This is a genomic window from Chryseobacterium sp. SNU WT5, assembly GCF_007362475.1.
In the GTDB taxonomy this organism is placed as follows: domain Bacteria; phylum Bacteroidota; class Bacteroidia; order Flavobacteriales; family Weeksellaceae; genus Kaistella.
This window is the reverse complement of sequence record NZ_CP041687.1, coordinates 553,846-580,053: the sequence shown is the minus strand read 5'-3', so window position 1 is coordinate 580,053 and position 26,208 is coordinate 553,846. Positions and strand designations below refer to the sequence as shown.

At 35.1% G+C, this 26,208-nt stretch carries 27 protein-coding genes; 21 read left to right on the top strand and 6 right to left on the bottom strand.

The genetic code is table 11. From position 1 onward, the window contains the following. Positions 1-12: 12 nt before the first annotated feature. The 3 genes from FNJ88_RS02750 to FNJ88_RS02740 all read left to right on the top strand — a co-directional run bounded on the left by FNJ88_RS02750 (position 13) and on the right by FNJ88_RS02740 (position 3,668). On the top strand, positions 13-807 hold the full coding sequence (locus FNJ88_RS02750; protein ID WP_143851633.1) for a thymidylate synthase: 795 nt from the start codon (positions 13-15) through the stop codon (positions 805-807). 75 nt (positions 808-882) lie between these two features. Continuing rightward, positions 883-1,107, top strand: a complete 225-nt coding sequence (locus FNJ88_RS02745; protein WP_143851632.1) for a hypothetical protein — start codon at positions 883-885, stop codon at positions 1,105-1,107. A 47-nt stretch (positions 1,108-1,154) separates the two neighbouring features. Then, on the top strand, positions 1,155-3,668 hold the full coding sequence (locus FNJ88_RS02740; protein ID WP_143851631.1) for a M1 family metallopeptidase: 2,514 nt from the start codon (positions 1,155-1,157) through the stop codon (positions 3,666-3,668). A gap of 81 nt (positions 3,669-3,749) precedes the next feature. Here the strand turns inward: FNJ88_RS02740 and FNJ88_RS02735 are convergent, their stop codons facing one another. Next, positions 3,750-4,391 (bottom strand): hypothetical protein, encoded by a 642-nt coding sequence (locus tag FNJ88_RS02735; RefSeq protein ID WP_143851630.1) that lies wholly within the window; start codon positions 4,389-4,391, stop codon positions 3,750-3,752. A gap of 143 nt (positions 4,392-4,534) precedes the next feature. Between FNJ88_RS02735 and FNJ88_RS02730 the strand changes: the two genes are divergently transcribed. The 10 genes from FNJ88_RS02730 (at position 4,535) to FNJ88_RS02685 (ending at position 13,940) form a co-directional block, all read left to right on the top strand. Continuing rightward, positions 4,535-5,437 carry a DnaJ C-terminal domain-containing protein gene (locus tag FNJ88_RS02730; RefSeq protein ID WP_143851629.1) on the top strand — a complete coding sequence of 301 codons (903 nt, stop codon included), beginning with the start codon at positions 4,535-4,537 and terminating at the stop codon, positions 5,435-5,437. Continuing rightward, positions 5,434-5,718 carry a chaperone modulator CbpM gene (locus FNJ88_RS02725; RefSeq protein WP_143851628.1) on the top strand — a complete coding sequence of 95 codons (285 nt, stop codon included), beginning with the start codon at positions 5,434-5,436 and terminating at the stop codon, positions 5,716-5,718. The genes FNJ88_RS02730 and FNJ88_RS02725 overlap by 4 nt, the downstream gene beginning before the upstream one ends. A 150-nt stretch (positions 5,719-5,868) precedes the next feature. Continuing rightward, positions 5,869-7,437: a T9SS type A sorting domain-containing protein gene (locus FNJ88_RS02720; protein ID WP_143851627.1), complete on the top strand. Its 1,569-nt coding sequence runs from the start codon at positions 5,869-5,871 to the stop codon at positions 7,435-7,437. Between the two features lie 274 nt (positions 7,438-7,711). Beyond that, positions 7,712-8,083: a PadR family transcriptional regulator gene (locus FNJ88_RS02715; protein WP_143853859.1), complete on the top strand. Its 372-nt coding sequence runs from the start codon at positions 7,712-7,714 to the stop codon at positions 8,081-8,083. 4 nt (positions 8,084-8,087) lie between these two features. Continuing rightward, on the top strand, positions 8,088-9,812 hold the full coding sequence (locus tag FNJ88_RS02710; protein WP_143851626.1) for a PspC domain-containing protein: 1,725 nt from the start codon (positions 8,088-8,090) through the stop codon (positions 9,810-9,812). A 343-nt stretch (positions 9,813-10,155) separates the two neighbouring features. After that, a complete protein-coding gene (locus FNJ88_RS02705) occupies positions 10,156-10,722 on the top strand; it encodes a 1-acyl-sn-glycerol-3-phosphate acyltransferase (RefSeq protein ID WP_143851625.1) in 567 nt (188 codons plus the stop codon). Positions 10,723-10,771: 49 nt separating this feature from the next. Next, entirely contained in the window at positions 10,772-11,188 is a 417-nt protein-coding gene (locus FNJ88_RS02700; protein WP_143851624.1) for a PaaI family thioesterase, read from the top strand. Between the two features lie 43 nt (positions 11,189-11,231). Further along, positions 11,232-12,200 carry a chorismate-binding protein gene (locus FNJ88_RS02695; RefSeq protein WP_143851623.1) on the top strand — a complete coding sequence of 323 codons (969 nt, stop codon included), beginning with the start codon at positions 11,232-11,234 and terminating at the stop codon, positions 12,198-12,200. A gap of 71 nt (positions 12,201-12,271) precedes the next feature. Next, positions 12,272-12,823 (top strand): DUF1543 domain-containing protein, encoded by a 552-nt coding sequence (locus FNJ88_RS02690; RefSeq protein WP_143851622.1) that lies wholly within the window; start codon positions 12,272-12,274, stop codon positions 12,821-12,823. A gap of 4 nt (positions 12,824-12,827) precedes the next feature. After that, positions 12,828-13,940, top strand: a complete 1,113-nt coding sequence (locus FNJ88_RS02685) for a 5-(carboxyamino)imidazole ribonucleotide synthase (protein WP_143851621.1) — start codon at positions 12,828-12,830, stop codon at positions 13,938-13,940. A 148-nt stretch (positions 13,941-14,088) separates the two neighbouring features. On the opposite strand, the gene FNJ88_RS02680 is transcribed toward FNJ88_RS02685, so the two are convergent. Further along, positions 14,089-14,991: a DMT family transporter gene (locus tag FNJ88_RS02680; protein ID WP_143851620.1), complete on the bottom strand. Its 903-nt coding sequence runs from the start codon at positions 14,989-14,991 to the stop codon at positions 14,089-14,091. A gap of 201 nt (positions 14,992-15,192) precedes the next feature. Here FNJ88_RS02680 and FNJ88_RS02675 point away from each other — a divergent pair, with 201 nt between their 5' ends. The 3 genes from FNJ88_RS02675 to purE all read left to right on the top strand — a co-directional run bounded on the left by FNJ88_RS02675 (position 15,193) and on the right by purE (position 17,645). After that, positions 15,193-15,663 (top strand): CYTH domain-containing protein, encoded by a 471-nt coding sequence (locus tag FNJ88_RS02675; protein ID WP_143851619.1) that lies wholly within the window; start codon positions 15,193-15,195, stop codon positions 15,661-15,663. Between the two features lie 120 nt (positions 15,664-15,783). Continuing rightward, positions 15,784-16,950: an NAD(P)/FAD-dependent oxidoreductase gene (locus FNJ88_RS02670; protein WP_143851618.1), complete on the top strand. Its 1,167-nt coding sequence runs from the start codon at positions 15,784-15,786 to the stop codon at positions 16,948-16,950. Between the two features lie 191 nt (positions 16,951-17,141). Next, a complete protein-coding gene (purE, locus tag FNJ88_RS02665; RefSeq protein ID WP_143851617.1) occupies positions 17,142-17,645 on the top strand; it encodes a 5-(carboxyamino)imidazole ribonucleotide mutase in 504 nt (167 codons plus the stop codon). A gap of 103 nt (positions 17,646-17,748) precedes the next feature. Here the strand turns inward: purE and FNJ88_RS02660 are convergent, their stop codons facing one another. Beyond that, positions 17,749-18,954 carry an aminotransferase class I/II-fold pyridoxal phosphate-dependent enzyme gene (locus FNJ88_RS02660; RefSeq protein WP_143851616.1) on the bottom strand — a complete coding sequence of 402 codons (1,206 nt, stop codon included), beginning with the start codon at positions 18,952-18,954 and terminating at the stop codon, positions 17,749-17,751. Positions 18,955-19,109: 155 nt separating this feature from the next. Between FNJ88_RS02660 and FNJ88_RS02655 the strand changes: the two genes are divergently transcribed. Further along, a complete protein-coding gene (locus tag FNJ88_RS02655; RefSeq protein WP_143851615.1) occupies positions 19,110-19,565 on the top strand; it encodes an Lrp/AsnC family transcriptional regulator in 456 nt (151 codons plus the stop codon). Between the two features lie 19 nt (positions 19,566-19,584). Here FNJ88_RS02655 and FNJ88_RS02650 read toward each other — a convergent pair whose 3' ends face one another. After that, on the bottom strand, positions 19,585-20,223 hold the full coding sequence (locus FNJ88_RS02650; RefSeq protein ID WP_143851614.1) for an alpha/beta hydrolase: 639 nt from the start codon (positions 20,221-20,223) through the stop codon (positions 19,585-19,587). A gap of 126 nt (positions 20,224-20,349) precedes the next feature. Between FNJ88_RS02650 and FNJ88_RS02645 the strand changes: the two genes are divergently transcribed. The 3 genes from FNJ88_RS02645 to folB all read left to right on the top strand — a co-directional run bounded on the left by FNJ88_RS02645 (position 20,350) and on the right by folB (position 22,722). Then, positions 20,350-21,015, top strand: a complete 666-nt coding sequence (locus tag FNJ88_RS02645) for an FAD-binding oxidoreductase (RefSeq protein ID WP_143851613.1) — start codon at positions 20,350-20,352, stop codon at positions 21,013-21,015. Between the two features lie 75 nt (positions 21,016-21,090). Then, positions 21,091-21,810 carry an SDR family oxidoreductase gene (locus tag FNJ88_RS02640; RefSeq protein WP_185145848.1) on the top strand — a complete coding sequence of 240 codons (720 nt, stop codon included), beginning with the start codon at positions 21,091-21,093 and terminating at the stop codon, positions 21,808-21,810. A 144-nt stretch (positions 21,811-21,954) separates the two neighbouring features. Then, positions 21,955-22,722, top strand: coding sequence for a dihydroneopterin aldolase (gene folB / locus FNJ88_RS02635; protein WP_143851611.1), 768 nt, complete (start codon positions 21,955-21,957; stop codon positions 22,720-22,722). A 56-nt stretch (positions 22,723-22,778) separates the two neighbouring features. Here the strand turns inward: folB and FNJ88_RS02630 are convergent, their stop codons facing one another. Then, the gene (locus FNJ88_RS02630) at positions 22,779-23,531 is read right to left on the bottom strand and encodes an acyl-CoA desaturase (protein ID WP_143851610.1); all 753 of its coding nucleotides are present in this window, start codon (positions 23,529-23,531) and stop codon (positions 22,779-22,781) included. A gap of 101 nt (positions 23,532-23,632) precedes the next feature. Then, positions 23,633-24,928 carry a tyrosine--tRNA ligase gene (tyrS, locus tag FNJ88_RS02625; protein WP_143851609.1) on the bottom strand — a complete coding sequence of 432 codons (1,296 nt, stop codon included), beginning with the start codon at positions 24,926-24,928 and terminating at the stop codon, positions 23,633-23,635. Positions 24,929-25,130: 202 nt separating this feature from the next. Between tyrS and FNJ88_RS02620 the strand changes: the two genes are divergently transcribed. After that, positions 25,131-26,054 (top strand): mechanosensitive ion channel family protein, encoded by a 924-nt coding sequence (locus FNJ88_RS02620; RefSeq protein WP_143851608.1) that lies wholly within the window; start codon positions 25,131-25,133, stop codon positions 26,052-26,054. Positions 26,055-26,208: the final 154 nt, after the last annotated feature.

Here is a 26,208-nt window from a genome sequence, read left to right as displayed (position 1 = left end):
AAAATAAATTAAATGCAAAACTACCTCGACCTACTTCAACATATTTTAGAGAATGGAACTGATAAAACCGACCGAACAGGAACAGGAACCAGAAGCATTTTTGGATACCAGTTACGTTATGATCTTTCAAAAGGTTTCCCGATGGTGACGACTAAAAAAGTCCATTTAAAGTCTATTATTTACGAGTTACTTTGGTTTTTAAAAGGTGATACAAATATTAAATACCTGAATGATAATGGCGTGTCAATCTGGAATGAATGGGCAGATGAAAACGGCGATCTTGGTCCTGTTTATGGTGCGCAGTGGCGTAGTTGGACAGGAGCTGATGGAAAAGTTATTGATCAGATTACCGACGTTATCGAGCAAATCAAAAACAACCCAGATTCCCGAAGATTAATTGTTTCTGCCTGGAATGCTGCCGAAATTCCGAACATGGCTTTAGCACCTTGTCATGCCTTGTTTCAGTTTTATGTCGCGGATGGGAAATTGTCACTTCAATTGTATCAAAGAAGTGCAGATGTATTTCTTGGAGTCCCTTTCAATATAGCTAGTTACGCTTTGTTACTGATGATGGTGGCACAGATTTGTGATTTAGAAGTTGGCGATTATGTACACACTTTTGGTGATGTTCATATTTATAATAATCATTTTGAGCAAGTGGAAAAACAACTTTCACGTACCCCAAAACCTTTACCGACAATGAGATTGAATTCGGAAATAAAAAATATTTTCGATTTTGATTTCCACGATTTCACGTTGGAAAACTATTCTCCTGATCCAGGAATAAAAGCGCCGGTTGCGATTTAACATGATTATAAAAGTGGAGTAGTGCAACTTCACTTTTTTTGTAACTTTATCTTAAATTATACTACCAATTATCCAATGAAATCTTTAAAACTAAATCTCGAAGATAACGCCGACCTTGGTAAGCTAACCGAACTTTTAATTCAGATTAAAGGGATTAAGTCTGTAGAATTAATCAATCATGAAAATGACGAAAGCGATCTTAAAAAAGCTGTTAACAAAAGTAAGGAACAGCTAAAAAGTGGCGATTACGAATCTTTCGTCAATGATTTGTTTGAGACTTTTGTCAATAAAAAATCGTAAAAACCGCTGGATTTTATCATAAATCTTTAAAACTATAACCTAAATACATGAAAAAACTACTTATCTCCATTAGTCTCCTCGGAATTTTCTTCTCGGGAAATGTTTTCGCACAGACTGAAACTTCAGGAAGAACTGAAGTTTACAGACAGGCCCATACCAAAATGACGGAATTGAAACATACCAAATTAAAAGTAAATTTCGATTACCAAAAAGAACAGATGGGCGGCGAAGAATGGCTTACTGCCTCGCCTTATTTTTACCCCACTGATTCTTTGGTGTTGAATGCTAAAGCAATGCTCATTCATGAAGTTGCCTTAGATAAAAATGGAAGTAAAAGTCCTTTGAAATATGAGTATAAAAATGATATGCTGAAAATTAATCTTGACAAAACCTATAATAGAAATCAAGATTATACCGTATATATCAAATATACAGCGCGTCCTAATGAAGTTACTCAAGAAGGGAGTGCTGCAATCAGCGATGCGAAAGGTTTATATTTTATTAATGCCAAAGGAACTGAAGCTGATAAACCAACCCAAATCTGGACGCAGGGTGAAACAGAATCAAGTTCTGCTTGGTTTCCAACTATTGATAAAACCAACCAAAAAACAACGCAGGAAATCTATATGACCGTTCCTGATAAATACGTAACCTTATCAAATGGGTTAATGAAATCTTCTAAAAAAGATTCAAATGGTTTAAGAACGGATCATTGGGTAATGGACAAAAAACATGCACCTTATTTATTTTTCATGGGAGTCGGTGATTATGCAATTGTTAAAGATAAATGGAGAAATATTGATGTAGATTATTATGTAGAGAAAGAATATGAACCTTATGCAAAACAGATTTTTGGCAACACGCCAGAAATGATGGAGTTCTTTTCTAAGCGACTGAATTACGATTACCCTTGGTCTAAATATGCCCAAATTACAGGTAGAGATTATGTTTCCGGAGCGATGGAGAATACAACCGCAGTACTCCATCAGGAGTCTGCTCAACAGAAGCCTGGAGATCTTATCGATGAAAATCGTTGGGAAGGCACGATTGCGCATGAATTATTCCATCATTGGTTTGGAGATTTGGTGACTGCCGAAAGTTGGAGTAATTTAACAGTTAATGAATCTTTCGCCAACTATTCCGAATATCTGTGGAATGAGCATAAGTATGGAAAAGATTTAGCCGATTATGGTTTAATGAAAGAAATTCAAGGATATTTAATGGATCCGTCAAGTCCTGCAAAAGATTTGGTGCGATTCAGTTACAAATCTCGTGAGGACATGTTTGATGGGGTCTCTTATAATAAAGGCGGAGCAATTCTTCACATGTTGAGAAATTATCTGGGAGATGATTCTTTTTTTGCGGGTTTAAATGATTATTTGAAAACCAATGAATACGGAACGGGAGAAGCACATCAACTTCGACTTTCGTTAGAGAAAGTTTCAGGTAAGGATTTAAACTGGTTCTTTAATCAATGGTATTTTGACAGTGGGCACCCGAAAGTTTCATATACATCGACTTTCGAACCGGTAAAAAAACAGGTTACCGTAACTGTTAATCAGACCCAAGTTGGTAAAAATTTCCAGTTTCCTTTGGCAATTGATATCTATGAGAACGGAAAACCAACACGTCAAAATGTATGGGTAAATGCGAAAGAAAAAAATAATTTTAGTTTCCCTGTTTCTAAAAACCCAGATTTGGTGAATATTAATGCAGATGGTTTATTGCTGGGTGAATTTACAGATAGCAAGACCCCAGAACAGTATTTCATGCAATATCAAAATTCAAAAGACTTTTTGAGTAGATATAAAGCAGTAGAAAACGGAGTAGAAAATTCTTCTAAAAGCCCAGTTGCTTTAAAAGTTTTAGTTGCGGCGTTGAAAGATCAGAATTTTAGAATTAGAATGAAGGCCTTAAGTGGATTAGATTTATCAAAAGCTGATCAATCCAAGGCCGCTCTTTCGGAAGTTGAAAAAATGGCTTCCAGTGATCCGAAAACTTTGGTTCAAGGTGTTGCGATTTCGGCTTTAGCAAAGATAAAAGATAGAAAATACCTTCCCCTTTTTGAAAATGGAATGAATGCCGTATCAAATTCCGTGAAAGCAAATTCACTTACCGGAATTGCGGCTGTTGATCCAGCGAGAGTTGCAACTTTAGCAGAAAAACTTGATTTAGAAGGTGCAAGTGATAATTTAATAGGTGAGCTTTTACCAATTATTGTAAAAAATAAGATCGAGAAACAGATGCCGGCGATCGCTTCTACAGCAGCATTTTATCCTTTTATTAAGTTTCAGAAACCAGAACTGGGAACTGCTGCAGAAGAAGGTTTTAACTGGATTATGAGTTCTGATAACTTGAAGGCTACTGAAAATGTAACCAAAGTTTTAACACAGGTCAAAAGTCAGATCGGCAGTAATCCGCAAGCAAAAATGATGATTGTACAAATTTTGACAGATGGTCTGGCCAAAAAAATGGTGGTTTTGAAAGCAAATCCATCCAGTAAAACAATCCACGCTCAGATTGATCTTTTAAACAAGACAATTGAGGCTTATAAAGATTAAAGTAAGAATTATCTTAATAGCAGAAGCTCCGAAAATCATTTCGGAGCTTTTTTATTCATAAAATAGAAAGTGAGATCTTTTCTAAATGGTCCACGAATCGTTTACTACACCAACGAGGTAGTAGACGCCATTTAATTCTTCAAATACAAACCGGAGCGCACTCCAGTGAAAGTCTGCGCTTTCGCCGCTTCCTGCTTTATAATTTTCTATAAAATCTAATCCAGGATATTTTTCCGGTAAATTGTTTAAAGAGTTTCCTGTTCCTTTAAAAGAATTGAGATGAAATTCAACATTACTAAAATTTTCTGCAACAACCCACTGATCAAGGTAATTGTTAATAGACATAATAAGTGGGTCCCCAGTTCCATCTTGCTGGCCCCAGGTAAATTTAATATTAGTAGGGATGTATTTCAGAAATTCTTCTTTGGTAAAGTGTTTATCTTTCTTATCATCCACGTACGCATACATCGAGAATCTAATTCCTCTTTCTGGGTGAATAAATGAAGCGAATTCCGGAAAGTCTTTCTTTTTTAATGAAGATAAAATAGCATTATTTAGATTTTTAAGGACTTCACTCTTTTTTATTGCCGGTTTCGTAGAATCTGTTGTTCCTTTAGAAGAAGAATCCAGCTGAATGGAATCATTGCTGACTTTGATTTCAGTAGTTTCTTTGTTACAATTAATTAAAGCAAGTACCGCTAAAATAAAAACAGAATTTTTCATAATCGAAGATACAAAACATTTTCAAAATAATTTTTTGGCCAGGTTGATTATTACAGTGTTAAATAAAAAGTTATTATAAAATTTAACAGAATTTTAAAACAGAATCCTTTTTCTTTCTTTAAATTTGAGGAAAGCATTACGCAATGGCATATATTGATTATTATAAAATTTTAGGTGTCGATCAGAAAGCTTCCGCTGATCAAATTAAAAAAGCTTACCGGAAGTTAGCGAGAAAATACCATCCTGATGTGAATCCGGGTGATTCGGCGGCCGAGAAAAAATTTAAGGAAATAAATGAAGCAAATGAAGTTTTAAGCCATCCTGAAAACCGCTCCAAATATGATAAATATGGCGAGAATTGGAAGCATGGTGAAGAGTATGAGAAAGCTCAAAACCACCAGCGAGCCCAACACAGTCAAAGTTATGGTGGGTACTCAGGACAGGATTTTGGTGAAGGTGCAGATTTTTCAGATTTCTTTCAAAGTATGTTTGGAGGTGGTGGCCGCAGTTCACGAGGTAGTGCAAGCGGGAAATTTAAAGGTCAGGATACAGAAGCCAGTTTGAAATTGCATTTGCAAGACGCTGCAAAAACCCATCAGCAAACCTTTAATATCAACGGCAAAAAAGTTCGTATCACAATTCCGGCAGGAATTGCAGATGGTCAGAAAATCAAAGTAAAAGGACACGGAAGTCCAGGTTTCAATGGTGGTCCAAATGGCGATTTGATCATCACTTTTCAAATTGAAGAAGATCCGAATTTTAAAAGAATGGGAGACCATTTAAGTTATGGTTTAAATCTGGACTTATACACTGCAATTTTAGGTGGTGAAGTTCAAATTAAGACCTTGGATGGTATTGTAAAATTGAAAGTAAAACCAGAAACTGAAAATGGGACCACCGTTCGATTAAAAGGTAAAGGCTTTCCTGTCTACAAGAAAGAAGGCGAGTTCGGTGATTTACTGGTAACGTATCACGTGACTTTGCCTAAAAATTTATCTGAGCAGGAAAAAGAGTTATTCAATCAACTTAAAAACTTACAGAAATGAGCGAAAGAATATCACGGGAAGAGCTGGTAAGAATCTATAACGTAGAAATTACTTTTTTTGATTCTCTGGAAGAGGCTGGCCTGCTTAAGACTGAAACCGAAAATGAGATCAAATATCTTCACTACGAACAACTATCAGTTTTTGAAAAAATGATGACCTGGCATTATGATTTAGATGTAAATCTGGCTGGATTAGAGGTGATTCAGCATTTGCTGGAGAAAATTGAATTTCTACAAAATGAACATAGGAAATTTTACAAATCGAATTCTATTACCGAATAATAATCACGGATTGATATGGCATTATCTTAATAAATAAGAAGTAATGTTGTGTAATATGAATAAAAACCTATTATTTATTATAAATAATTGAATTTTTTCTTGTTTGTTACCTCGTATTTCATTATTTTTAGGGTACCTTAATTTTATTGGATGATAAGAAAAATACTTTTAGTGTTTATAATGCTGACTATAAGTATTAAAGCACAATATAACGTTCTGCAAAATTTTGAAGGGCTCCAATCGTATGATGGCGTGATTGTTTTTGGAAATGGTAACGCGAGTATTTTAGCTGCATGTAGTGGATTTACGTCTTGGTCTCAATCTTATTCTGCCAATGAGAGTTCTGGGGGGCTTGCCATCGATTTTTCTGCTTTACCGGTTAAGCAGAAAAGTAATGGACAAAAGATCACGGTATCGGTTAAGTATAAAAAAACAGCCAATCTCTCTGGATCACTATATCTGACGTTAAATACCTTTGATCCTGTTAAGGAACTTTGGAGTATATCGGTAATTTCCAGCAAAAATATAACTTCATCCGCTGTTTCTAAATGTACTTCATTTTCCGAAGAACTTCCCGTAGGAAAGGTTCTCGAAGATAATCTTGCGTCAGGTTCTAAATACTCTATCGGTGCATTTTTTCAACGATCGACAGGAAGCGGAACCATATATTTTGATGACTTATCAATTATCCAAGAAGTGGTAAGCACGGTGCCGGGTTGCGCAACATTTGTCAGTCCAGCAAACGAATCAGTAATAAACTATGGACAAACCCATATTTCCTGGCCCGCAGTTAGCGGTGCTACCAAATATCAACTAAAGATTGGCGCAAGTTCCAATGCTTCAGGCGTTTTAAACATGATAGTCCCTGCGACCAATTTATCAATGGATGTTATCTTAAAAAAAAGAACCACCTATTTTGCCAAGGTTATTCCGATGAATAGTATTGGAGATGCGATTAATTGTAATGAAATTTCATTTTCTACGAATAGCGATATCAATTATTGTGGTCCAGTTGGTATTACAAATGTTGAACCAATTACTTATGTGAATTTTGCGGGAATTGATCATGTTTCTGCTGCAGAAACAGGGGGTACGGCACATGAATTTTTTACAGAGTCAAAAGGTATTGTAGAAACTGCAAAAACATATAAGATTGATCTAAATGGAAATACAGATGGGGATTTTACTTCTCAGTATGTTGTTTTTATCGACTGGAATCAAAATGGAAGTTTAAATGATCCAGGCGAAGTTTATTTTGCAGACGGGACTTTAATGCAAACGGATAGTGATGGAGTTACAAGCATCCCTGTCTACGGAGATATTGTAGTTCCAGAAGGTGCTAAATCGGGCTCGACCAGAATACGTATTAAAAAAGCATATTATGATGGTGAAGTATCGGATAATAACCCATGCAATCTAACCACAGACTACGGACAGTTTGAAGATTATTCCCTTACGATAAAAGAACCGGTGCTAAAAACGGATAATGTTACTAAAGATCTGATATCACTATATCCCAATCCTTTCCAGGATGTACTAAAAATTTCTGACCTAAAAGGGGTTAAAAATATTTCCATAAAAGAGGTTTCAGGTAGAATTCTTAAAAACATGAAGCCATCTGCCGAACTTAATTTTGCACATTTAAAAGCAGGACTTTACATTATTACTCTTTATATGAAAGATGGTACAATGCAATCTCGTAAAGTGATCAAAAAATAGTAAAACAATGTACTAAATAATAACCACCTCATCATTGAAGTGGTTTTTTTGTTTTTTAGTGAAAAAATTTTTAGCTTCCAAAACACGATGCTTATTGCATTTGCTAAATTTTATTAGAAAATAGAGCAGTTTTTTACTACTTTGTATTGCATAATACTAAATAAATTATATATCTTTGCATTGTAAGGTTGAGGAAGAGTGTTTTAACCAAATGAAAAAAGTTAAAAGAAAACCTTCTTATCACGACCTATTTAAAAATGAAAACCTTAATATAATGAACACAGAAAACACTAAAGCGCAAATGCGAAAAGGAATTCTGGAATTCTGTATTTTGAGTTTAATCAATGCGCGGGAAATGTATGTTTCCGATTTGATTGATGAACTGAAAAAAGGGAAACTAGATGTAGTAGAGGGGACACTTTATCCGCTTCTTACCCGATTGAAAAATGGTGAATTTCTTTCCTATAGATGGGAAGAGTCCACTGGAGGTCCGCCCAGAAAGTATTACCAAATGACAGAAAAGGGTAAGTTGTTCCTTGCTGAACTGCTGAATACCTGGAATGATCTGACTGACTCTGTCAACTTTATTACTAAAAAAACTAACCCAACGAACGATACCGACAATTCGTTTGAAAATAAAATCTAAAACGATGAATAAGACATTATCTATAGGACTTGCCGGTTTCTCTTTCACTATTGAGGAACATGCCTACATAAAATTGAGTGATTATCTTGCCGCACTTAAAAGCTCTTTGGATGTCAATGAGGCCGAAGAAGTGATGCACGATATAGAAATTAGAATGGTCGAAATCTTTAATGATCTTTTAGGAAAAAGAGAAGTGATTAACGATACCGACGTAGAGAAAGTGATTGCACAAATTGGATCTCCAGAAAAAATAGAGGAGCAAGAAGAAGCCTACTTTTCAGATAATACTTCCAGCAAAAAGAGAGAGCAAAGATCATCTGCAAACTTTAGCGGGAATAAACAACTATACCGTGACCCAGAGAAACAAAAAATCGCTGGAGTATGTGCAGGTTTAGCACATTACGTTGGGATGGATGTTACTGCAATGCGTGCAATTTGGTTAGGAATAGCGATTATAGGAATATTCACTGCAATTTCTACCATGATTATTGTATTAATTTACATCATTCTTTGGATCGTTTTACCAAAAGCGGAAACTGCCTCAGACTTTTTAAAAATGAAAGGCAAACCAATGAATTTTGATAATTTAAAGGAAGAATCTACTAAAATTGTGCAGTTTGCAAACGAATCTACCCAAAGAGTCGGCGAAATCTATAACGAAAACAAACCGTACATCCACAAAGCAGGAAGTGGACTTTGGAATCTGGTTAGATATTCTTTGGGTGGAATATTTGGATTGATGGCACTTGGTTGCATCGTGGGAGCATTTTTTATATTTGGTATCTTCGGAACTCCACAATTACCTGGAGTACCCGGACTGCCTGGGATGAATGAGTTTAATTTCTATTTCAGTGAGGTGGGAACAAGTAATGCGGTTTTTGGTATGATGTTACTTGGTACTTTAATCCCTGCAATCCTCTTCAGTCTGCTTTCTATTAAATTAATCTCTCCTAAAACTCAGCTGCGAAATGTGGGATATGTTTTAGGTGCGTTAGTGCTGTTATTGTTTGCTTTTGCTACCTATTTTGGTGTCAGTATGGCTAAACAGGACTTGATTTTCAAAGGACATAAAGAAGATATAGAAAATGTGGCGATCAATGCTGGATCAGACAGCTTGTATATTGACGTAAAACAGGTTACTATTCCTCAGAGTTTTACAGCATATGATGATGATATCTACTCTGATAAAAAAACGGTTTTTGAAGAAGATTATCCTTCGGTAGAGGTAACCAGAAAATCAAATATTAATGCGCCTTACCTGATCATCAAAAAAGAAGGGAAAGGATATAATGTTCCGGTTCAGTTAAATGTTCCGGTAGAAATTCAGGGAAATAAAATCCTACTACCCAATTATGTGAAATATCCTTACGAACACCGCTTCAGAAATTATAATGTAAATTATGAGTTGGTGGTACCACAAAATTTCAAAATTTTCAAAGTAAGAGATAATGTGCTGCAGTTAGATGATGATAGTAGTGATGACAGTTACGACGACGATTACAGTAATCATTCAGGAATTTCTATCGAGAAAAACAAAATCAGGATCAATGGTTCTACGATTGAATACAATTCTAATGATAAAGATAGTGTGATTATCAACAATAAAAAAGTGTCTAAAGATCAGGCAGAAGATGTAATCGATTCTATCGGAAAAGGTATGAAGAAGATGAAAAATGTCGATATTGTAATTAAAGACGGTAAAAAAGAAGTGTCTATAAAAACAAAGTAGATAATGGTAAGAAAATTGAAAATTAAGCAGTTCACTAGTTGATTTTTCAAGTTTTTTTAAACTTTAATAAAAATTAACAGTCTGGAAATTCCTTTATTGAAAAATAATTACTAATTTCGTACTGTTAATTACAATCTGGTATTAATTAACATCTTTAAAAACCTCTATTATGGTACAATTCGTTTTAGAAATAGCAATTAAAATTATAGATTTCGTTACTGGTTTATTCTAGTTCGGATTTTAAAACAATATCTTTGTAAGGTATAACCAAGTTATTTGGTTATACCTTTTTGCTTATTTTTGAAAAAATATTCAGACTTATAGAACGTAAACTGTTAACAATATGAAGAAATTATTCGGCAAATTAATGCTAAAACTTTTAGGCTGGAAAGTGGTCTTGGAAGGGGATGTAGATAATTTGGATCGGTGTATTCTGGTGGTTGCACCACATACCGCTAACGACGAGTATATGCTTGGCAATTTTGCCTATTGGTCTTTGGGTAAACCGTTGAAGGTGATCATAAAAGATCAGCATACGAAAGCTTGGTACGGATTCTTGATCAAAGCGATGGGCGGTGTAGGAATTGACCGCTCACAAAAAAATAATTTGGTAAATTTTGTTGTTAACGAGTTCAAAAAAGATTCTTTCAGTCTGGTAATCACGCCAGAAGGAACAAGAAGTTGGGTTCCGAAATGGCGAAAAGGTTTTTATCATATGGCCTTAGCGGCAAAAGTTCCTATTGTTATAGCTTCTGGGGATTTTAAGGACAAAACAATATATCTTGGTAAGAAAATTTCTGTTGAAGATTTAGAAACAAGAACTTACGAGGATATCATGGATGAACTGGAAGAGTATTATACGAAAAGAACTCCCAAATTTCCAGAGAAATGGAATCCCAAAATTTATTAATGATTATGTTGGTCCATGAACTCTGAAAAATAGAATTAAAAAAAAATTAATGGAAAATAAGGAACAGATTTTAAAAAAACTCAATACCTGGGGTGGCGAAAGTTTAGGGAAAACATTAGATATTGTTTTTACAGATGTTACCGATGAAACGCTTACAGCAACAATGCCCGTAACTCCAAAAATTCATCAGCCTTATGGCATTATGCATGGTGGTGCAAGTTGTGTTTTGGCAGAAACATTGGGCTCTTGCTTGTCTGTGATCCATGTAGACATAGAGAAATTTGCCCCGGTAGGAACCAATATTAATTCCAATCACTTGCGAAGTAAAAAAGAGGGAATGGTAACGGGAACTGCGAGATTTATTCGCAAAGGGAATACAATGCACGTTTCGGAAATCGAAATCCGTGATGAAAAAGGGATGCTCATCAATCATACCACCATGACCAATAATATAATTCCACGATAAAGCTTTAGAAAAAGCAATTTTCTAAATATATTCACTCTTACTAATGGTTTATTTCAGATTCCCTTTTACAAGTCAAATAGTAACAACGGATAAGAAGGTTGATAAGAAAACCGTTCGCTTTGTTTCATTTGATAAGACTGAGAATATTGATTTTTTAGGTAGTATTACTGCAATAAATACTGATGAGTTCTTAAAATCACCGATCTTTTCTACTGATTTATCTTCTCAACTTCTAAATTTTAAAGAAGATTACCAAAACGAATACGTTCAAAAATTAACGCAGGTTATTAGTTTTATCAAAAAACATTCTTTGCCTAAGTTGGTGATTTCCCGCAGGAAGCTTATCGATTTAGAAAGTTCTGCAATCAATTTATCCCAAACCTTTTTAAATCTTTGCGACTCCTATCCAAATGCTTTTGTTTACTTTTTAATTGAGGAAGGGAAATGCTGGCTGGGTGCTTTTTCAGAATTGCTTGGTAGGTTTGATAAGTCGACCTCTCAATTTGAAACCATGAGTTTAGCAGGTACGATCTCTGTAAATGAAAATTGGACCCACAAAGAAATTGACGAACAACAACCCGTAACGGATTTTATCAGTTCTGTTTTAAAAATCTATTCTGAGCATGTTGAGAAATCTGATACCTGTGATCATATATCTGGAAATATTAAGCATTTAAGAAATGATTTCCAAGCCAAAATTAAAGTTCAGGATTTAGAGAAAGTAATTGCAGAACTACATCCTACACCCGCAGTCTGTGGTATCCCAAAAGAACAGTGTGCCCAGGCAATTGAAAGATTTGAAGATCATCCACGAAGTTTTTATGCAGGATATATCAAAGTAGAAACGGAGGAAACCATTCAATATTTTGTAAATCTTAGATGTGCACAATTTTTTAACAACGCCGCCTTGGTTTATGTAGGTGGTGGAATTACAGCAGATAGTAATCCTGATAAAGAATGGCAGGAAACGGAGATGAAAGCGGAAGCGATCCTGAACAATCTTTCGTATTAAAGTTCTGCAAAATAGGCGACTCAAAAATTTTATAGAATTTATTTTAAACGTATTTTTGTTTTTTCTTGAAAATGAAATTATTTTATTCCATTCTTGGAGCCGTACCAAAAGGCAGAAATATTGAGCAGCACGACGTGTTTTTTGGTATTGCAGAACATTTGAAAGACCTGGTACCTGCCATGAAAAATTTTTGGCCCGAAGCCAAAGGTAAAATTCATATAGACTGTTATCAGGAGGTGAGATTTGTAGATGGCTACGAAGTTAAAATCGTAGAGAAAACCTCAGAGGTATCAAAAGATCATCTATTTTTTATTAATCTAGGCGGTTATCAACCTGGTAAATTTGAAGAGTTTCATAAGCAATATTTAATGGTCGGGAATTCGATGGCTCAGATCATTAGAAGAGCTAAGAAAACCGACTTTTATAAAACAATGGGTTTCCAAGATGCGGTTAGCCATATTGATGACAAATATGGTGTTGATATCGATGATATCTTCAAAGTTACGGACATTCTGCCAAAGGAATTTACAGACAGGTTTTCAATAGTCTTAGAGAAATCGGAAGAAGAAAACCAAGAGAATGTAACATATATCGGTTATTTAAAAATAAGCAAATTAAAATAGTAAAATGAAAATTGGAATTTTAGGAGGAGGGCAGTTAGGTCGAATGTTGATTCAGGAAGCATTAAAATATGATGATGAATTTCATATTCTGGATCCTAATTCAGACTGTTCCTGCGCTCATATCTCTCACTTTACCAAAGGTAATTTTAATCTTAAAGAAGAGGTTTTTAATTTCGGAAAAGAGATGGATGTCGTTTCTATTGAAATCGAGCATGTAAGTGTTGGAGGTCTGGAAGCACTTGAAAATCAAGGTGTAAAAGTGATTCCGAATTCAAATATCATCAAGATTATTCAACAGAAAATTTTGCAGAAGCAGTTTTATCAGCAGAATAATATTCCCAGTCCTGATTTTCAAATTATTCAGTCTACGGACGATGAAATTAACATCGCGTTTCCTTTTGTGCAAAAACTGAATACCGGTGGTTATGATGGCAAAGGAGTTCAGGTCATTAAGGATGAATCTGATTTGTCAAAAATGTGGAATGAGCCTTCTGTATTAGAAAACTTGGTGGATATAGATAAAGAGCTTTCTTTAATTATTGCTAAAAATGAACAAGGCGAAATTAAAACTTTTCCCGTGACGGAAATGGTTGCAGATCCTAAATTAAATTTGCTTGACTTTAATATTTGTCCGGCACATATTTCGGATGAGGTTCAAAATCAAATTGATGCGATCGCAGATCAGTTTATAAAATCAGCTAACTCCGAAGGATTATTTGCGATTGAATTATTTTTGGATCAGGAAGGTAAAGTTTGGGTTAATGAAACGGCGCCGCGTCTGCATAATTCCGGACACCAGTCTCAGGAGGGAAATGCTAATTCTCAGTTTGAACAAATGTATAGAATATTGAAGAACTTACCTTTGGCAGACACTTCCAATTTTGGATTTTCAGGAATGCTGAACCTGGTAGGTGAAGATCATCAAACGGGTACAGTTAAATATAATGGTTTAGAAGAGGTCCTGAAATTACCCAATACTTATATTCATTTGTATGGAAAACGGGATACAAAACCCGGACGTAAAATGGGGCACATCAATGTTCTAGCGAAATCTCGTGAGGAACTTTTGCAACAGCTGATTCATATTAAAACTATAGTGAAAGTAGTTGTGGACTAAATCCTGCCACAGCAATTTCCCTTTCAAATAAAATAAAATCCTGCAAATAACAAATAAATAAAAACCCTCTTGTCTTAAGAACAAGAGGGCTTTTTAGGTTCATAAAAGTATTATCAGAACATAGAATGTCGTGTTTCAATAATAGTATTTAGGGTACTCTTTTAAACATACCGGGTTTATAATTAGTGATGAAAACACCGCAGATAATTAATGCGGTTGCGGCTAGAAAAGTTGCAGATACGGGTTCGTTTAGAATTAACCATCCCAAAAAAATAGCAATAATCGTATTAACATAAGACAGGATCGAGATTTGAGTCGGCGTAATTTTCTTTAAGGCAAAATGGAAAGCGAAGAATGCCACCACCGATCCGAAAATAGCCAGATAGATCGTTGCCAAAATACTTTTAATACTCCATGTAGAGATAGGCGATTGATCGGCAGCAATAAGTCCGAAAATGATTTGAACAATTCCCGCAAAACTAAATTGATAGAAAAGATTCAGAGAAATATTTTGTGGTTGATGATTGATTTTCTTCGTGAAAATAGTCCCAAGAGCCCAGCCAGAAATGGCAATAAACATAAAAATAACTCCCATCCTGTATTCAGGTTGAAGTAAATCTAATAGACCATCCTTAAAAATCAAAAGAATCCCGGTAAATCCCAGTAAAACTCCCACTAATCCACGTAGACTGAATTTTTGCATACTGAACACAATACTCAAAATAAAAACTGCAAGAGGCGAGGTTGCGCTAATGAGCGAGGCTAAACTGCTGGACAAATGTTTTTCAGCTACGGTAGTCATTCCATTCGCAACCACCAACATTAAGGAAGCAAGGATAATCTGGTTTCCGAAATTCTTCCAGCCGATCCATTTTAGATCTTTGGAAACAAGAAGAATGATCAATAATATAAATCCAGCGAAAAACTGGCGAATTCCTGCTACAAACCAAGGTGGTATGGTTTCTACGGCAATTCGAATTCCTAAAAAGGTCGTTCCCCAAACTAACGCAACGGTGATAATCGCAAGTACCAGTTTCGGATCTTTTAGCATGAAAAAAATTGGATTATAATTACTGTAGAGATCTAATCTTAAAAAAGATGCAGTTAGTTTCTTTTTGCAAAGATAAATTTTATGCGAGCAATTGGCAATACAGATTAAGAATATATTTTACCAGAGTTATGCTAATGCCTCGATAAATTCCACTTAATTTTGCACTGTTTATAAAACAAAAGTACATAGATTATAGTCAATATGGGAATAGAAATAGAAAGAAAATTTTTAGTTAAAAAAGAAGAATGGAAAAATCTTAAAAAACCTGCGGGTGAGTTATATCGGCAAGGCTATTTATTAACAGATCCCAATAAAACAATACGTGTTCGGCAAACCAGTCAAAAAGGTTTTCTAACTATAAAGGGACTTTCGGTAGGAGCTACAAGAGCGGAGTACGAATATGAAGTCCCTTTAGATGAGGCCAAAGAACTGTTAGACCGGTTCGCAGTTACAGAACTTTCAAAGATAAGATACAAAATAGCCTTTGAAGAACACTTATGGGAGATCGACGAGTTTTTAGGAGATAATGAAGGATTAATTGTAGCAGAAATTGAATTGTCAAGCGAAGCGGAAGAATTTCTTATTCCCAAATGGATTGATTGCGAAGTCACTTCAGAAGATAAGTATTACAACTCCAACCTGACCTTAAATCCATATAAAGACTGGAAGTAAAAAGTCATGAATGTATTAATTTTTGTAAAAATTACTGAATTTGGTCGCACTTAAGTTTGACGCAGAGGTAATTTCTATAGTTTACTTTTCGGAAAACAAAATGCTTACTTTTGTAGTAACATGAATCAAGAACCAATTATCATTATAGGCGCAGGTCCTGCCGGATTAATGGCAGCCCAAATTTTAGCGGAAAAAGGTTTTAAGGTCCAGGTTTATGAACAGAATAAAGCCGCGGCAAGAAAATTTTTAGTAGCTGGAAATGGTGGATTTAATTTAACTCATAATGAAGAAATTATTTCTTTCGTCAAAAAATATGAAGCCAAAACAATACAGGATATAGTTCAACAATTTGATAATAAAAAAGTTATCGAATGGTTGTCAGATCTTGGAATTACAACTTATGTCGGGAGCTCCGGTAAAATATTTCCGACGAAAAATTTCAAACCTATTCACGTTTTAAAAGCCTGGCTGGACCAGTTAGAAAAATTGAATGTCACCATTCATTATGATCATACTTTTCTCGATTTTGATGATTCTTTGGTTTATCTTCAACATCACGGAGAAAATATTTCTGTAAAATACTCGAAATTAATTTTGGCAATGGGCGGCGGATCCTGGAAAAAAACAGGTTCAGATGCGAAATGGGTACCGACGCTTTCTAAGAAAAATATTGAAATTACTCCCTTACAATCTGCAAATTCGGGTTACGATAGTGATTCTAAGTTTCATTCTTTGCAAGGTCAGTATTTGAAAAATATTAAGGTTTCTTTTCAAGAGCAACATAAAATTGGTGAGATCGTCTTCACAAAATATGGTATTGAAGGAAGTCCGGTTTATTACATGAACCGATTTACAAGAAAGCATGATTTCCCAGTCACTCTACATATCGACTTGAAAATGAACTTATCGGAAACTGAGATTTTAGCACAGTTGCAAGGCACCGAAAAGATAAGTTCTGTGCTGAAAAGGAAATTAAAATTGTCCACGACCGCAATCAATCTTTTAAAGACTTTGGATAAGCAAAGTTATTTGGATATCGATAATTTGGCAAAGACCATCAAGAAGTTTCCGATAGAGGTTTTAAGTTTTCGACCGATTGATGAAGTAATTTCTACTGCAGGTGGCGTTGCATTCTCTGCGTTAAATTCGAATCTGGAATTAAAGGATTTCCAGAATGTTCATTGCGTTGGTGAAATGATCGATTGGGAAGCGCCTACTGGTGGTTATCTTCTGCAGGCATGTTTCAGCTCCGGTGTTTTTGTTGCAAATGCGATTGTAAATTCGTGAATACATTTATCAAGATTTTAATTAATTGTCTATCAACTACATTCGAGTTATAACTGCTATACGCTACCGCAATGTATTGGCTGTTGAAAGTTTCTTTTAATGCTAGTTAAATGATTTGCAAGCAAAATTTTGAATGTAATTTGAAAACGCTTAAATTTCCTTAACTTTGATTCTTAAAATTGATACTAAAAATGGTAGGAATAATAATGGGCAGTCAAAGTGATCTGCAAGTGATGGAACAGGCGGCAGAATTTTTAAAGTCATTGGAAATCCCTTATGAATTAACCGTGGTTTCTGCACATAGAACGCCGGAAAGAATGTTTGACTATGCCAAATCTGCGAAAGCTCGTGGTTTAAAAGTTCTTATAGCGGGAGCAGGAGGCGCAGCGCATTTACCAGGAATGGTTGCCAGTTGTACCACGTTGCCAGTAATAGGTGTTCCAATTTTATCTTCTAATTCAATCGACGGTTGGGATTCTATTTTGTCTATTTTGCAAATGCCGTCGGGAATTCCAGTAGCAACTGTAGCTTTGAATGGAGCTATGAATGCTGGGATTTTAGCCGCTAAGATTTTAGGATCTTGTGATCACGAGATTTCAAATCGATTAGAAATCTACCAAAATTCTTTAAAAGACAAAGTTTTAGGTACCGTTAAAGAAATAAGTAAAGTACATCCTAATACATTCGATATGTAACCATTCTACCTATAAAAACTAATAAATAATTGGGAAGCAACGAAAAAAACAACCACAAAATTGTGGTTGTTTTAAGAAAAAATTTATTTCATCATTATAAACTTTATGGTAAGAGGTGCACTTGCTGCATACACCATTTCATCTTGTCGTATGTTCTTTGAATATCGTGGTCTAATCCAACAGACATTCTGATAAGGCCTTGGGATAGTCCCATTTCTTTTTGTTCATCTTCAGGGATTTCCGAAGAAGTTGAACTTCCTGATGCAGAAAATAGGGTTTTATAGAATCCTAAACTTACCGCTAAGTATCCTAGATTTTCCTTTTGCATCAATTCCATTAATTGATTCGCTTTTTCTACTGTTTTCACATCTAGGGTAAGCAAGCCACCATAGCCGTATTCAGTATTCATCATGCTTGTAAATAAGTCATGTTGTTTGTGACTTTTCAGTCCTGGATATTTTACCAATAAACCATCCTTCTCGAACTTCTCAGCTAAAAATTGTGCGTTCTCGCTATGTTTCCTAATTCGAAGGTGTAGAGTTCTCAAATTTTTGAGAATGCTGGAAGCGCGCAAACTATCCAAAGTTGGACCTAACAACATACACGCTCCAGAATTCACATCTTTTAAATCATTGACGAATTGAGAAGAAGCACAAACTACTCCCGCAACGGCGTCGCTGCTTCCGTTAATAAATTTTGTTAAACTGTGAATGGTTATATCTGTACCTAATTTAGTAGGCGAAATTGAAAGTGGAGAAAAGGTATTATCAACAACAAGTTTAATATTATGTTTTTTTGCAATCGCCGCCAAACCAAAGAGATCTGCAACTTCTAATAGAGGGTTGCTAACCGTTTCGCAGAAAATTACTTTTGTATTTTCATTAATTGCATTTTCTACAATTGATAAATCGGTAATGTCAACAAAAGAAGTTTTGATATTAAAATCTGGTAGGAAATTTTTCATGAATGCATAAGTTCCACCATAAATCGTTCTGCTCGAAATTATATGATGACCACTTTTACACAGCTGAAGTAGGGTAGAGGTAATTGCACCCATTCCTGAAGCAGTTACGTTTGCACTTTCAGTTCCTTCCATTTGTGCCAAAGCTTCACCTAAATAAAGATTGCTTGGTGAGGAGTGACGTGAGTATAAATAACAACCTTCTGTATTCCCTTCAAAAGTGTCGAACATGGTCTTAGCTGATAGAAAAGTATAGGTAGAGCTGTCTGAAATTGATGGGTTTACACCACCGAATTCACCGAAATACTGTAAGTCTTGAATATTATTGGCTGGATTAAAGTCTTCCATGAAGTTATTTTTGTTTCGATAAAAGTCCAACTATACCAATGAAAAAACAAGAGGAAAGGTTAATTTTAGAAAATATAACTACAATATCGAATATTGGCCGATAATTATTTTATATTTGAGGGTGTTTTATAATTAAATTAGAAAATATTACAAAAATGCTGGATTCAAAAGATAGAAAATTGCTGCTATTGTTGCAGGATGATTCAAAAAAAACCACCAAACAGCTTGCTGCTGAGTTACATCTGTCTGTTACAGCAGTTTTTGAACGTATAAAGAAGTTGGAAAAGCAACGCATTATTGAAAAATATGTGGCGCTGGTCAGCAAAGAGCTCCTCAACAAAAATTTTATCGTTCTCTGTCATGTAAAGTTAATTCAACACAAGAAAGAATATATTGCCCAGTTTGAAAACGAGATCATGCAATTTTCAGAAGTCTTGGAATGTTTTCATGTGTCGGGTGACTACGATTATATTCTAAAGATTTGTGTGCGCGATATTGCAGAATACCGCGAATTTATGGTAAGTAAATTGACGAACCTTCAGCATATTGCAAGTACACAAAGCTCTTTTATGATTAAAGAAGTCAAAAACTCGACTAGTATTGAACCTTAACAGCTCAGCACAATTGAATTTATTTTTTAAAGAAATCCATTAGATCCATATAGTTCTTCTGATTCACACCGTGTCCGCTCATATATTCACGGAAAGAAAAATATCCACCTAAATCATATAATAGATCTGCCGCTTTTCTTCCCCATTCAATTGGAATGATGGCATCATCAGATCCATGTGAAATGAAAAATCTTAATTTTTCAATCTTTTTTTTATCTTTTACGATAGTAGCAAGTAATTTGTCTTCAGGATAACAACTCAGGCACGCAACTTTAGAAAATAATTCTGGATGGTTCAGTGCAAGCGCATAGCTTAGAATTCCGCCCTGCGAAAAGCCCGCCAGATGGGTTTGGTTTTCTGTTAATCCATATTGGTTAGAGATCTTCATTATATTTTCCAGGATTGTTTCGATGGACTCTTTTGCCTGTGCTACATCAATTCTGTTTTCTTCATTCATTAAATCAATGTCATACCAGGAATATCCTTCGTAATCGCTTTTTAAGGGCGCTCTAAAGCTTACTATTAACCAGTCTTCAGGCAAAGTAGGTTCAAAACTGAAAAGATCTTCCTCATTACTGCCATACCCGTGCAATAAAATTAGTAAGGGTGTTTTTGAAGTAATATTTTGAGGTTCGCGTACGAGGTATTGTAAATCCATGAAGCAAAGATAATCAATTACGATAATAATAGCAGAATTCAATCCTGCTGAGAAACCCAAATTGTACCCGAAGTTTTAGAAAACCCCCTTCTTTTATCGTATATTTATAATCCTAAATAAGTAGCCATGTCGCAAATCACTAAAATTAAATCGATTGAGCATCTTACGCATGATGTTCTTTGTGTTGTTCTTGAAAAGCCGCAAGGTTTAACTTACATGCCCGGGCAGGCCGTAGACATTGGCCTTAATAAACCAGATTGGAGCGAGAAGAAGAATTGCTTTACTTTTACTTCTTTGCCAGAAGAAGATATAGAATTTACTATTAAAACGTATCCTGAACATCAGGGGATGACCAATGAGTTGCTTTCTGCGAAACCCGGAGATGAGGTTCTTATTTATAGTCCTTTCGGAGATATCTATTTTAAAGGACCAGGGATTTTTATTGCGGGTGGCGCAGGAATTACACCATTTATTGCCATCTTGAAAAAGTTAGAAAAACAAAATCAAATTGATGGGAACAAACTCATCTTTGCAAATAAAGAAAAAGCAGATATTATTTTAGAAGATCATTATCACGAGCTGCTAGGCAAGAATTTCATCAATGTATTATCAAAAGAAAAGATAGAAGGATACGAATACGGATATATTTCTTCGGAATTAATTAAAAAGTATTCCGAAAAGCAATTAAAATATTATTATCTCTGCGGTCCTCCGCCCATGATGAAAGCGGTTGAAGAGCAATTGAAAGCATTAGGAATAACAGAAGAATTTATAGTAAAAGAAGGTTTTTAAAACCTATTTTAAGTAATCAATTTATTATGCTTGATCGAAGTTATTAGCTTGAGCATGATGTAGTCCATGATAAATATGAAAAATTATGCTTTAGTAACGGGAAGTGCCGACAGAATCGGGAAAGCGGTCGCTGTACATTTAGCCAAACAAGATTATAATTTAGTCTTACATTATAATTCATCGAGAGAAAAAGCCGAAAAACTAAAAGATGAAATTGAATCAATTTATAGTGGTCTTAAGGTAGAATTGCTTCAAATTAATTTTTTGAAAGAAAATAATTTTGATCAAATTCTCCAAGATTTAAAAAAAAAGAAAATAAAGGTTGATGTTTTGGTGAATTGTGCGTCTGATTTTATTAAATCCAGTTTTAAAGAAGAGGGCAGTGATCTTTTGGATAAAGAAATGACGATTAATTTTAAAATCCCTTATCTTCTTACCAAAGCTTTCGCAAAGGTCTTCGGTAAAGGAAATGTCATTAACTTTGTTGATACCAAAGTTGCTAAAAACAGCACGGTCCATCTGGATTATATTTTGAGCAAAAAATTACTAAAAGATTTCACCAAAATTTCTGCGGTAGAACTGGCACCACATATTCGGGTAAATGGAATTGCTCCAGGATTAATTCTACCACCGGAAGGTAAAGATGAAAGTTACCTTTTAAATTTAGCAAAGGATATCCCACTGAAAACGATAGGTAATTTAGAGGAAATTTTGAAAGCAGTCCAGTTTATTTTGGACAGTCAGTTTTTTACCGGACAAATTCTATATATTGATGGTGGAGAACATCTTGTTTAAAATGCACTTTTTTTAAGGTAGCTATTGCCAATTGAAACCAGTGCAATCATAATGATAACCAATAGTTAAAAATGTTTGCGATCTTTTTGGTTAATTAGTAATTTCAGTAAAGAAGCAGGTAATCATAATTAAATTCAGAAAAATATGGGGTCAAATTATAATCCAAAATTATCCATAGTCCGAGTAGAAAATTTACGTCTGAGAGCATTTATAGGTTTTATCGATTGGGAAACCGAAAAGTTACAGGATGTCATTATTTCATTTTCTTTTAAATATGATACTTCCTTAGCGTCCCAAACGGACCATGTGGAAAATGCCGTAGATTATAAAAATATTACGAAAGGGATTATTGATTTGGTAGATCATAAAAGCTTTCATCTCATAGAATCTATGGCAGAGAAAATTTACGACCATATCCAATCTGTCGGTGCACAACTTCAAAATATTAAGGTACAAGTTGAAAAACCTCATGCTCTACGTTTTGCGGATAATGTGATGGTGCAGATTGATGGTAGAGACCGTTATAATACTGCAATTATAGCTTTGGGTTCTAATATAAATTCAGAGGAAAATTTTAACAAAGCGTTAACGCTCCTGCAACAAATAGGATTTATCATGCATCGTTCTGCTTTCATTAAAACAAAACCATTAAAATTTGAAGACCAGCCAGAATTTCTCAATGGTGCCGTTCTGCTGAACACAAAAAAAAGTTTATCAGAAGTAAAGATGCATTTAAAACAGATTGAAGCCTTATTAGGGAGAGTAAGAACTTCAAATAAAAATGCACCGCGTGAGATTGATCTGGACGTTACTACTTACAATGGGTTTATGGTGGATAAAGAGATAAGGGAATTTCCATTCCTTATTGAATTTGTACACCAACTACAACCGGAGATTCAAATTCCCAGTTAAAGTATACCTATGTAGTTAGCACAAAAAAACCGATTTTAAAACTCGGTTTTTACTTTTTAATGCTCTCTTTTTACAACAGTTACTGGATTTAGCTTGATCAGTTTCATTTTGTCCAGCAAAATCATGATCTGATAAGTCACATCCATTTCATGCCATCTTACGCCGCCGAAGTTGGCTCTTCCGCCATGTTTGTGGTGATTGTTATGATAGGCTTCACCCATCATTAACCAATCGAAACGCAACAGGTTTTTAGAAGTATCAGAAACTTTGAAATTGGTATAACCATAAATGTGTGCAAACCAGTTGATAATCACACCGTGAATAGGCGCCATCATGTAAGCAACAGGCAACAAAAGCCACTGCCACCAAGCAGTTGCGAAGAAATAGAAAAATACAGTATAAGCAATTCCCCATGCTAATCGAGAACCCCAAGAGCTGGCGAACTTATCGAACGTGGCCCACTGAGGAACGTTTTTGGTAAATTTTTCTTCTATAATTGCTTTCTGACTGTTGATGTTGGCATATATTTTCTTAGTTCTCCACATCATCGTAAATAAATTGTCGTCGTATTTTGGGGAATGCGGATCTTTTTCGGTATCAGCATAAGCGTGGTGCATTCTGTGCATAACGCCATATCCATAAGCAGAAAGATAATTAGAACCTTGCGTTACCCAAGTTAAAACATAGCACAATTTCTCTCCAAATTTTGACATTTTGAAAGATTGATGAGCTGCGTAGCGGTGCAGGAAAAAAGTCTGAAAAAAAAGTCCTGAATACCACAGGACTACGATAAATAGGATGATAACCATAGTATAATATTAGGGTACAAAGATACGATGAAAACATTAAATAAGAAAGCCGGAAATCATCCGGCTCTCACAATCTTATGTTAATTGTTACTTGGTTTTAATTATACTGCTTTTACGATGAAATAATTCTTTTTTCCTTTTTGTAATAACAAAAATTTCCCGTCGATGAGGTCTTTTTCTGTAACTGCAAATGTTTCGGTAATTTTTTCCTTGTTAATAGAAATTGCATTACTTGTCACTTCTCTTTTCGCTTCACCTTTAGATTTTAAGAATCCTGATTTTTCAGAAATTAAATCAATCACATTGCTTCCGACAACTTCGTTTTTAGAAATTTCTGTTTGCGGAACTCCTTCGAAAACTTCCAAGAAGGTAGCTTCATCCAGCTTCACGAGATCTTCAGCGGTTGAACGACCGAATAATATTTCAGATGCTTTTACTGCTTTCTCATATTCTTCGCGATTGTGAACCCAAACCGTTACTTCTTCCGCCAGTTTTTTCTGTAATTTTCTTTCGTGGGGTGCAGTTTTGTGATCATCGATTAAAGCTTCTATTTCTTCTTTGCTTAAGAAAGTATAGAATTTAATAAATCGTTCTGCATCATCATCAGTCGCATTCAACCAAAATTGATAAAATTTATACGGTGAAGTTCTCTTGGGATCCAGCCAATAATTTTCACCAGCTTCTGATTTTCCAAATTTGGAACCGTCGGCTTTGGTAATTAAGGGAACGGTCAAAGCAAAAGCTTCTCCCTGAACTTTACGACGGATCAATTCTGTGCCAGTGGTGATATTTCCCCATTGATCAGAGCCACCCATTTGGAGTCTTACGTTTTTTTCTTTGTATAAATGCAGGAAATCGTACCCTTGTAATAACTGGTAAGAGAATTCGGTGAAGCTCATTCCTTCTGCACCACCTTCGCCCGTAATTCTTTTTTTTACAGACTCTTTGGCCATCATATAATTGACGGTAATGTTCTTCCCGATATCGCGAATGAATTCCAAAAAAGAAATTTCTTTCATCCAGTCGTAATTGTTCACTAATTCGGCATTGTTGGTTTCAGACCCCTCGAAATTTAAAAATTTAGACAACTGAGCTTTTAAACAACTTACATAGTGGTTCAGCGTTTCTTCGTCCAAAGCATTACGTTCATTGGATTTTCCAGAAGGATCTCCAATCATACCCGTCGCACCGCCGACCAAAGCGATGGGTTTATGGCCGTGTTGTTGAAAATGCGCTAATACTTTAATCGGAATTAAACTCCCAATATGCAACGAATCTGCTGTGGGATCGAAGCCGATATAGGCGGTGGTCATTTCCTTATTCAGTTGATCTTCGGTTCCAGGCATCATGTCGGCAAACAAGCTGCGCCATTTCAGTTCTTCAATAAAAGCGTTCATTTTCTTGCTAATTTTTAAGAGGCAAAGGTAAGAATTTTGAGGGAAATCGAGAGATAGGAAAGTGGGGTTATCGAAGATTTAATAATTATATCTTTGGCCTAGTTATTCATTGTACAATTTTTGTTTAATAATTTTTTACCTTTATTTCCTCAAATAATTTTAAACATGTTTTTGAGCTGATTTAAATCTGAATTATCACTTTATGGACAAACAGAATAACAAAAAATGGATCATCATTTATGCATCTATTGCCGTAGCGCTTATCGCTATTTATTACCTTGTTAATTTACCTATTTTCATTTCTTGGGGAGAATATATTCCTTTCATCAGAAAGTTGAGTTTGAGTTTATTTTTGATCTCTGTTATTTTTCTGATTAGTAAGTTTATTGAGCAACTCATTTACAGTCAGAACCATTTAGAAGGTGATCGCTACAATCTTTTACGAATTGTAAAATTCCTTGCTTTAGTTTTTAGCCTCATTGTCGCTGCTTCTTTTTTGTTTCAAAATTTGTACGCTGCCGCTGTAAGTTTTGGTTTGATTTCATTGGTTTTAGGTTTTGCTTTACAGGCTCCTATTTCTTCTTTTATCGCCTGGATTTATTTGATTTTACGACGTTCTTATTTAGTAGGTGATCGAATTCAGATAAAAGGATTTCGTGGAGATGTAGTAGAGATCAACTATTTAGATACTTCAATTTTAGAATGCAGTGGAGATTATTTGGGCAATGACCGACGCAGTGGAAGAACCATTCGCTTTCCCAATAGTTTAATTTTACGTGAAGAGATTATCAATTATTCAGGTCCACAAGTTCCTTTTATTTGGAATGAAACTGCTCTTCAAATTGCGTATTCCAGTGATTTACAGTTGGTAGAAGATTGCTTGTTAGAAGCTGTAGAACGAGATTTCAAAGAAAAATATCCTACGATTGACTTGCAGAGACACAAGAAGTGGAAGCCAGCGGTATATTTCCGAAATAACGCATATGCCTGGATGGAAGCCGTGATTTCTTATCCTGTAGAACCTACCGATACGACGGGAAGAAGAAACAGAATTTTAAAATATGCCTTGCCCAAACTGAACGGGTCGCCAGACAAAGTTAAGTTTCCGGAAGGAGTAATGAGGTAGGTAGAAATAAAGGTTTTACAACAGAGAAATTGACAGAAATTGTATTGATTACTGTCAATTGAATATATTTTTCTTTTACCATTTTTTAAAACATCTGAAAATCAACGGTATTCTTTAAATTATGATGCTGATATTCTATTGATTAAGTTCTTCA

What these genes read in the sequence shown, in the direction of transcription:
- FNJ88_RS02750 (WP_143851633.1), top strand. Translation starts at nt 13, where the DNA reads ATGCAAAACTACCTCGACCTACTTCAACATATTTTAGAGAATGGAACT.
- FNJ88_RS02745 (WP_143851632.1), top strand. Translation starts at nt 883, where the DNA reads ATGAAATCTTTAAAACTAAATCTCGAAGATAACGCCGACCTTGGTAAG.
- FNJ88_RS02740 (WP_143851631.1), top strand. Translation starts at nt 1,155, where the DNA reads ATGAAAAAACTACTTATCTCCATTAGTCTCCTCGGAATTTTCTTCTCG.
- FNJ88_RS02735 (WP_143851630.1), bottom strand. Translation starts at nt 4,391, where the DNA reads ATGAAAAATTCTGTTTTTATTTTAGCGGTACTTGCTTTAATTAATTGT.
- FNJ88_RS02730 (WP_143851629.1), top strand. Translation starts at nt 4,535, where the DNA reads ATGGCATATATTGATTATTATAAAATTTTAGGTGTCGATCAGAAAGCT.
- FNJ88_RS02725 (WP_143851628.1), top strand. Translation starts at nt 5,434, where the DNA reads ATGAGCGAAAGAATATCACGGGAAGAGCTGGTAAGAATCTATAACGTA.
- FNJ88_RS02720 (WP_143851627.1), top strand. Translation starts at nt 5,869, where the DNA reads ATGATAAGAAAAATACTTTTAGTGTTTATAATGCTGACTATAAGTATT.
- FNJ88_RS02715 (WP_143853859.1), top strand. Translation starts at nt 7,712, where the DNA reads ATGAACACAGAAAACACTAAAGCGCAAATGCGAAAAGGAATTCTGGAA.
- FNJ88_RS02710 (WP_143851626.1), top strand. Translation starts at nt 8,088, where the DNA reads ATGAATAAGACATTATCTATAGGACTTGCCGGTTTCTCTTTCACTATT.
- FNJ88_RS02705 (WP_143851625.1), top strand. Translation starts at nt 10,156, where the DNA reads ATGAAGAAATTATTCGGCAAATTAATGCTAAAACTTTTAGGCTGGAAA.
- FNJ88_RS02700 (WP_143851624.1), top strand. Translation starts at nt 10,772, where the DNA reads ATGGAAAATAAGGAACAGATTTTAAAAAAACTCAATACCTGGGGTGGC.
- FNJ88_RS02695 (WP_143851623.1), top strand. Translation starts at nt 11,232, where the DNA reads ATGGTTTATTTCAGATTCCCTTTTACAAGTCAAATAGTAACAACGGAT.
- FNJ88_RS02690 (WP_143851622.1), top strand. Translation starts at nt 12,272, where the DNA reads ATGAAATTATTTTATTCCATTCTTGGAGCCGTACCAAAAGGCAGAAAT.
- FNJ88_RS02685 (WP_143851621.1), top strand. Translation starts at nt 12,828, where the DNA reads ATGAAAATTGGAATTTTAGGAGGAGGGCAGTTAGGTCGAATGTTGATT.
- FNJ88_RS02680 (WP_143851620.1), bottom strand. Translation starts at nt 14,991, where the DNA reads ATGCTAAAAGATCCGAAACTGGTACTTGCGATTATCACCGTTGCGTTA.
- FNJ88_RS02675 (WP_143851619.1), top strand. Translation starts at nt 15,193, where the DNA reads ATGGGAATAGAAATAGAAAGAAAATTTTTAGTTAAAAAAGAAGAATGG.
- FNJ88_RS02670 (WP_143851618.1), top strand. Translation starts at nt 15,784, where the DNA reads ATGAATCAAGAACCAATTATCATTATAGGCGCAGGTCCTGCCGGATTA.
- purE (WP_143851617.1), top strand. Translation starts at nt 17,142, where the DNA reads ATGGTAGGAATAATAATGGGCAGTCAAAGTGATCTGCAAGTGATGGAA.
- FNJ88_RS02660 (WP_143851616.1), bottom strand. Translation starts at nt 18,954, where the DNA reads ATGGAAGACTTTAATCCAGCCAATAATATTCAAGACTTACAGTATTTC.
- FNJ88_RS02655 (WP_143851615.1), top strand. Translation starts at nt 19,110, where the DNA reads ATGCTGGATTCAAAAGATAGAAAATTGCTGCTATTGTTGCAGGATGAT.
- FNJ88_RS02650 (WP_143851614.1), bottom strand. Translation starts at nt 20,223, where the DNA reads ATGGATTTACAATACCTCGTACGCGAACCTCAAAATATTACTTCAAAA.
- FNJ88_RS02645 (WP_143851613.1), top strand. Translation starts at nt 20,350, where the DNA reads ATGTCGCAAATCACTAAAATTAAATCGATTGAGCATCTTACGCATGAT.
- FNJ88_RS02640 (WP_185145848.1), top strand. Translation starts at nt 21,091, where the DNA reads ATGAAAAATTATGCTTTAGTAACGGGAAGTGCCGACAGAATCGGGAAA.
- folB (WP_143851611.1), top strand. Translation starts at nt 21,955, where the DNA reads ATGGGGTCAAATTATAATCCAAAATTATCCATAGTCCGAGTAGAAAAT.
- FNJ88_RS02630 (WP_143851610.1), bottom strand. Translation starts at nt 23,531, where the DNA reads ATGGTTATCATCCTATTTATCGTAGTCCTGTGGTATTCAGGACTTTTT.
- tyrS (WP_143851609.1), bottom strand. Translation starts at nt 24,928, where the DNA reads ATGAACGCTTTTATTGAAGAACTGAAATGGCGCAGCTTGTTTGCCGAC.
- FNJ88_RS02620 (WP_143851608.1), top strand. Translation starts at nt 25,131, where the DNA reads ATGGACAAACAGAATAACAAAAAATGGATCATCATTTATGCATCTATT.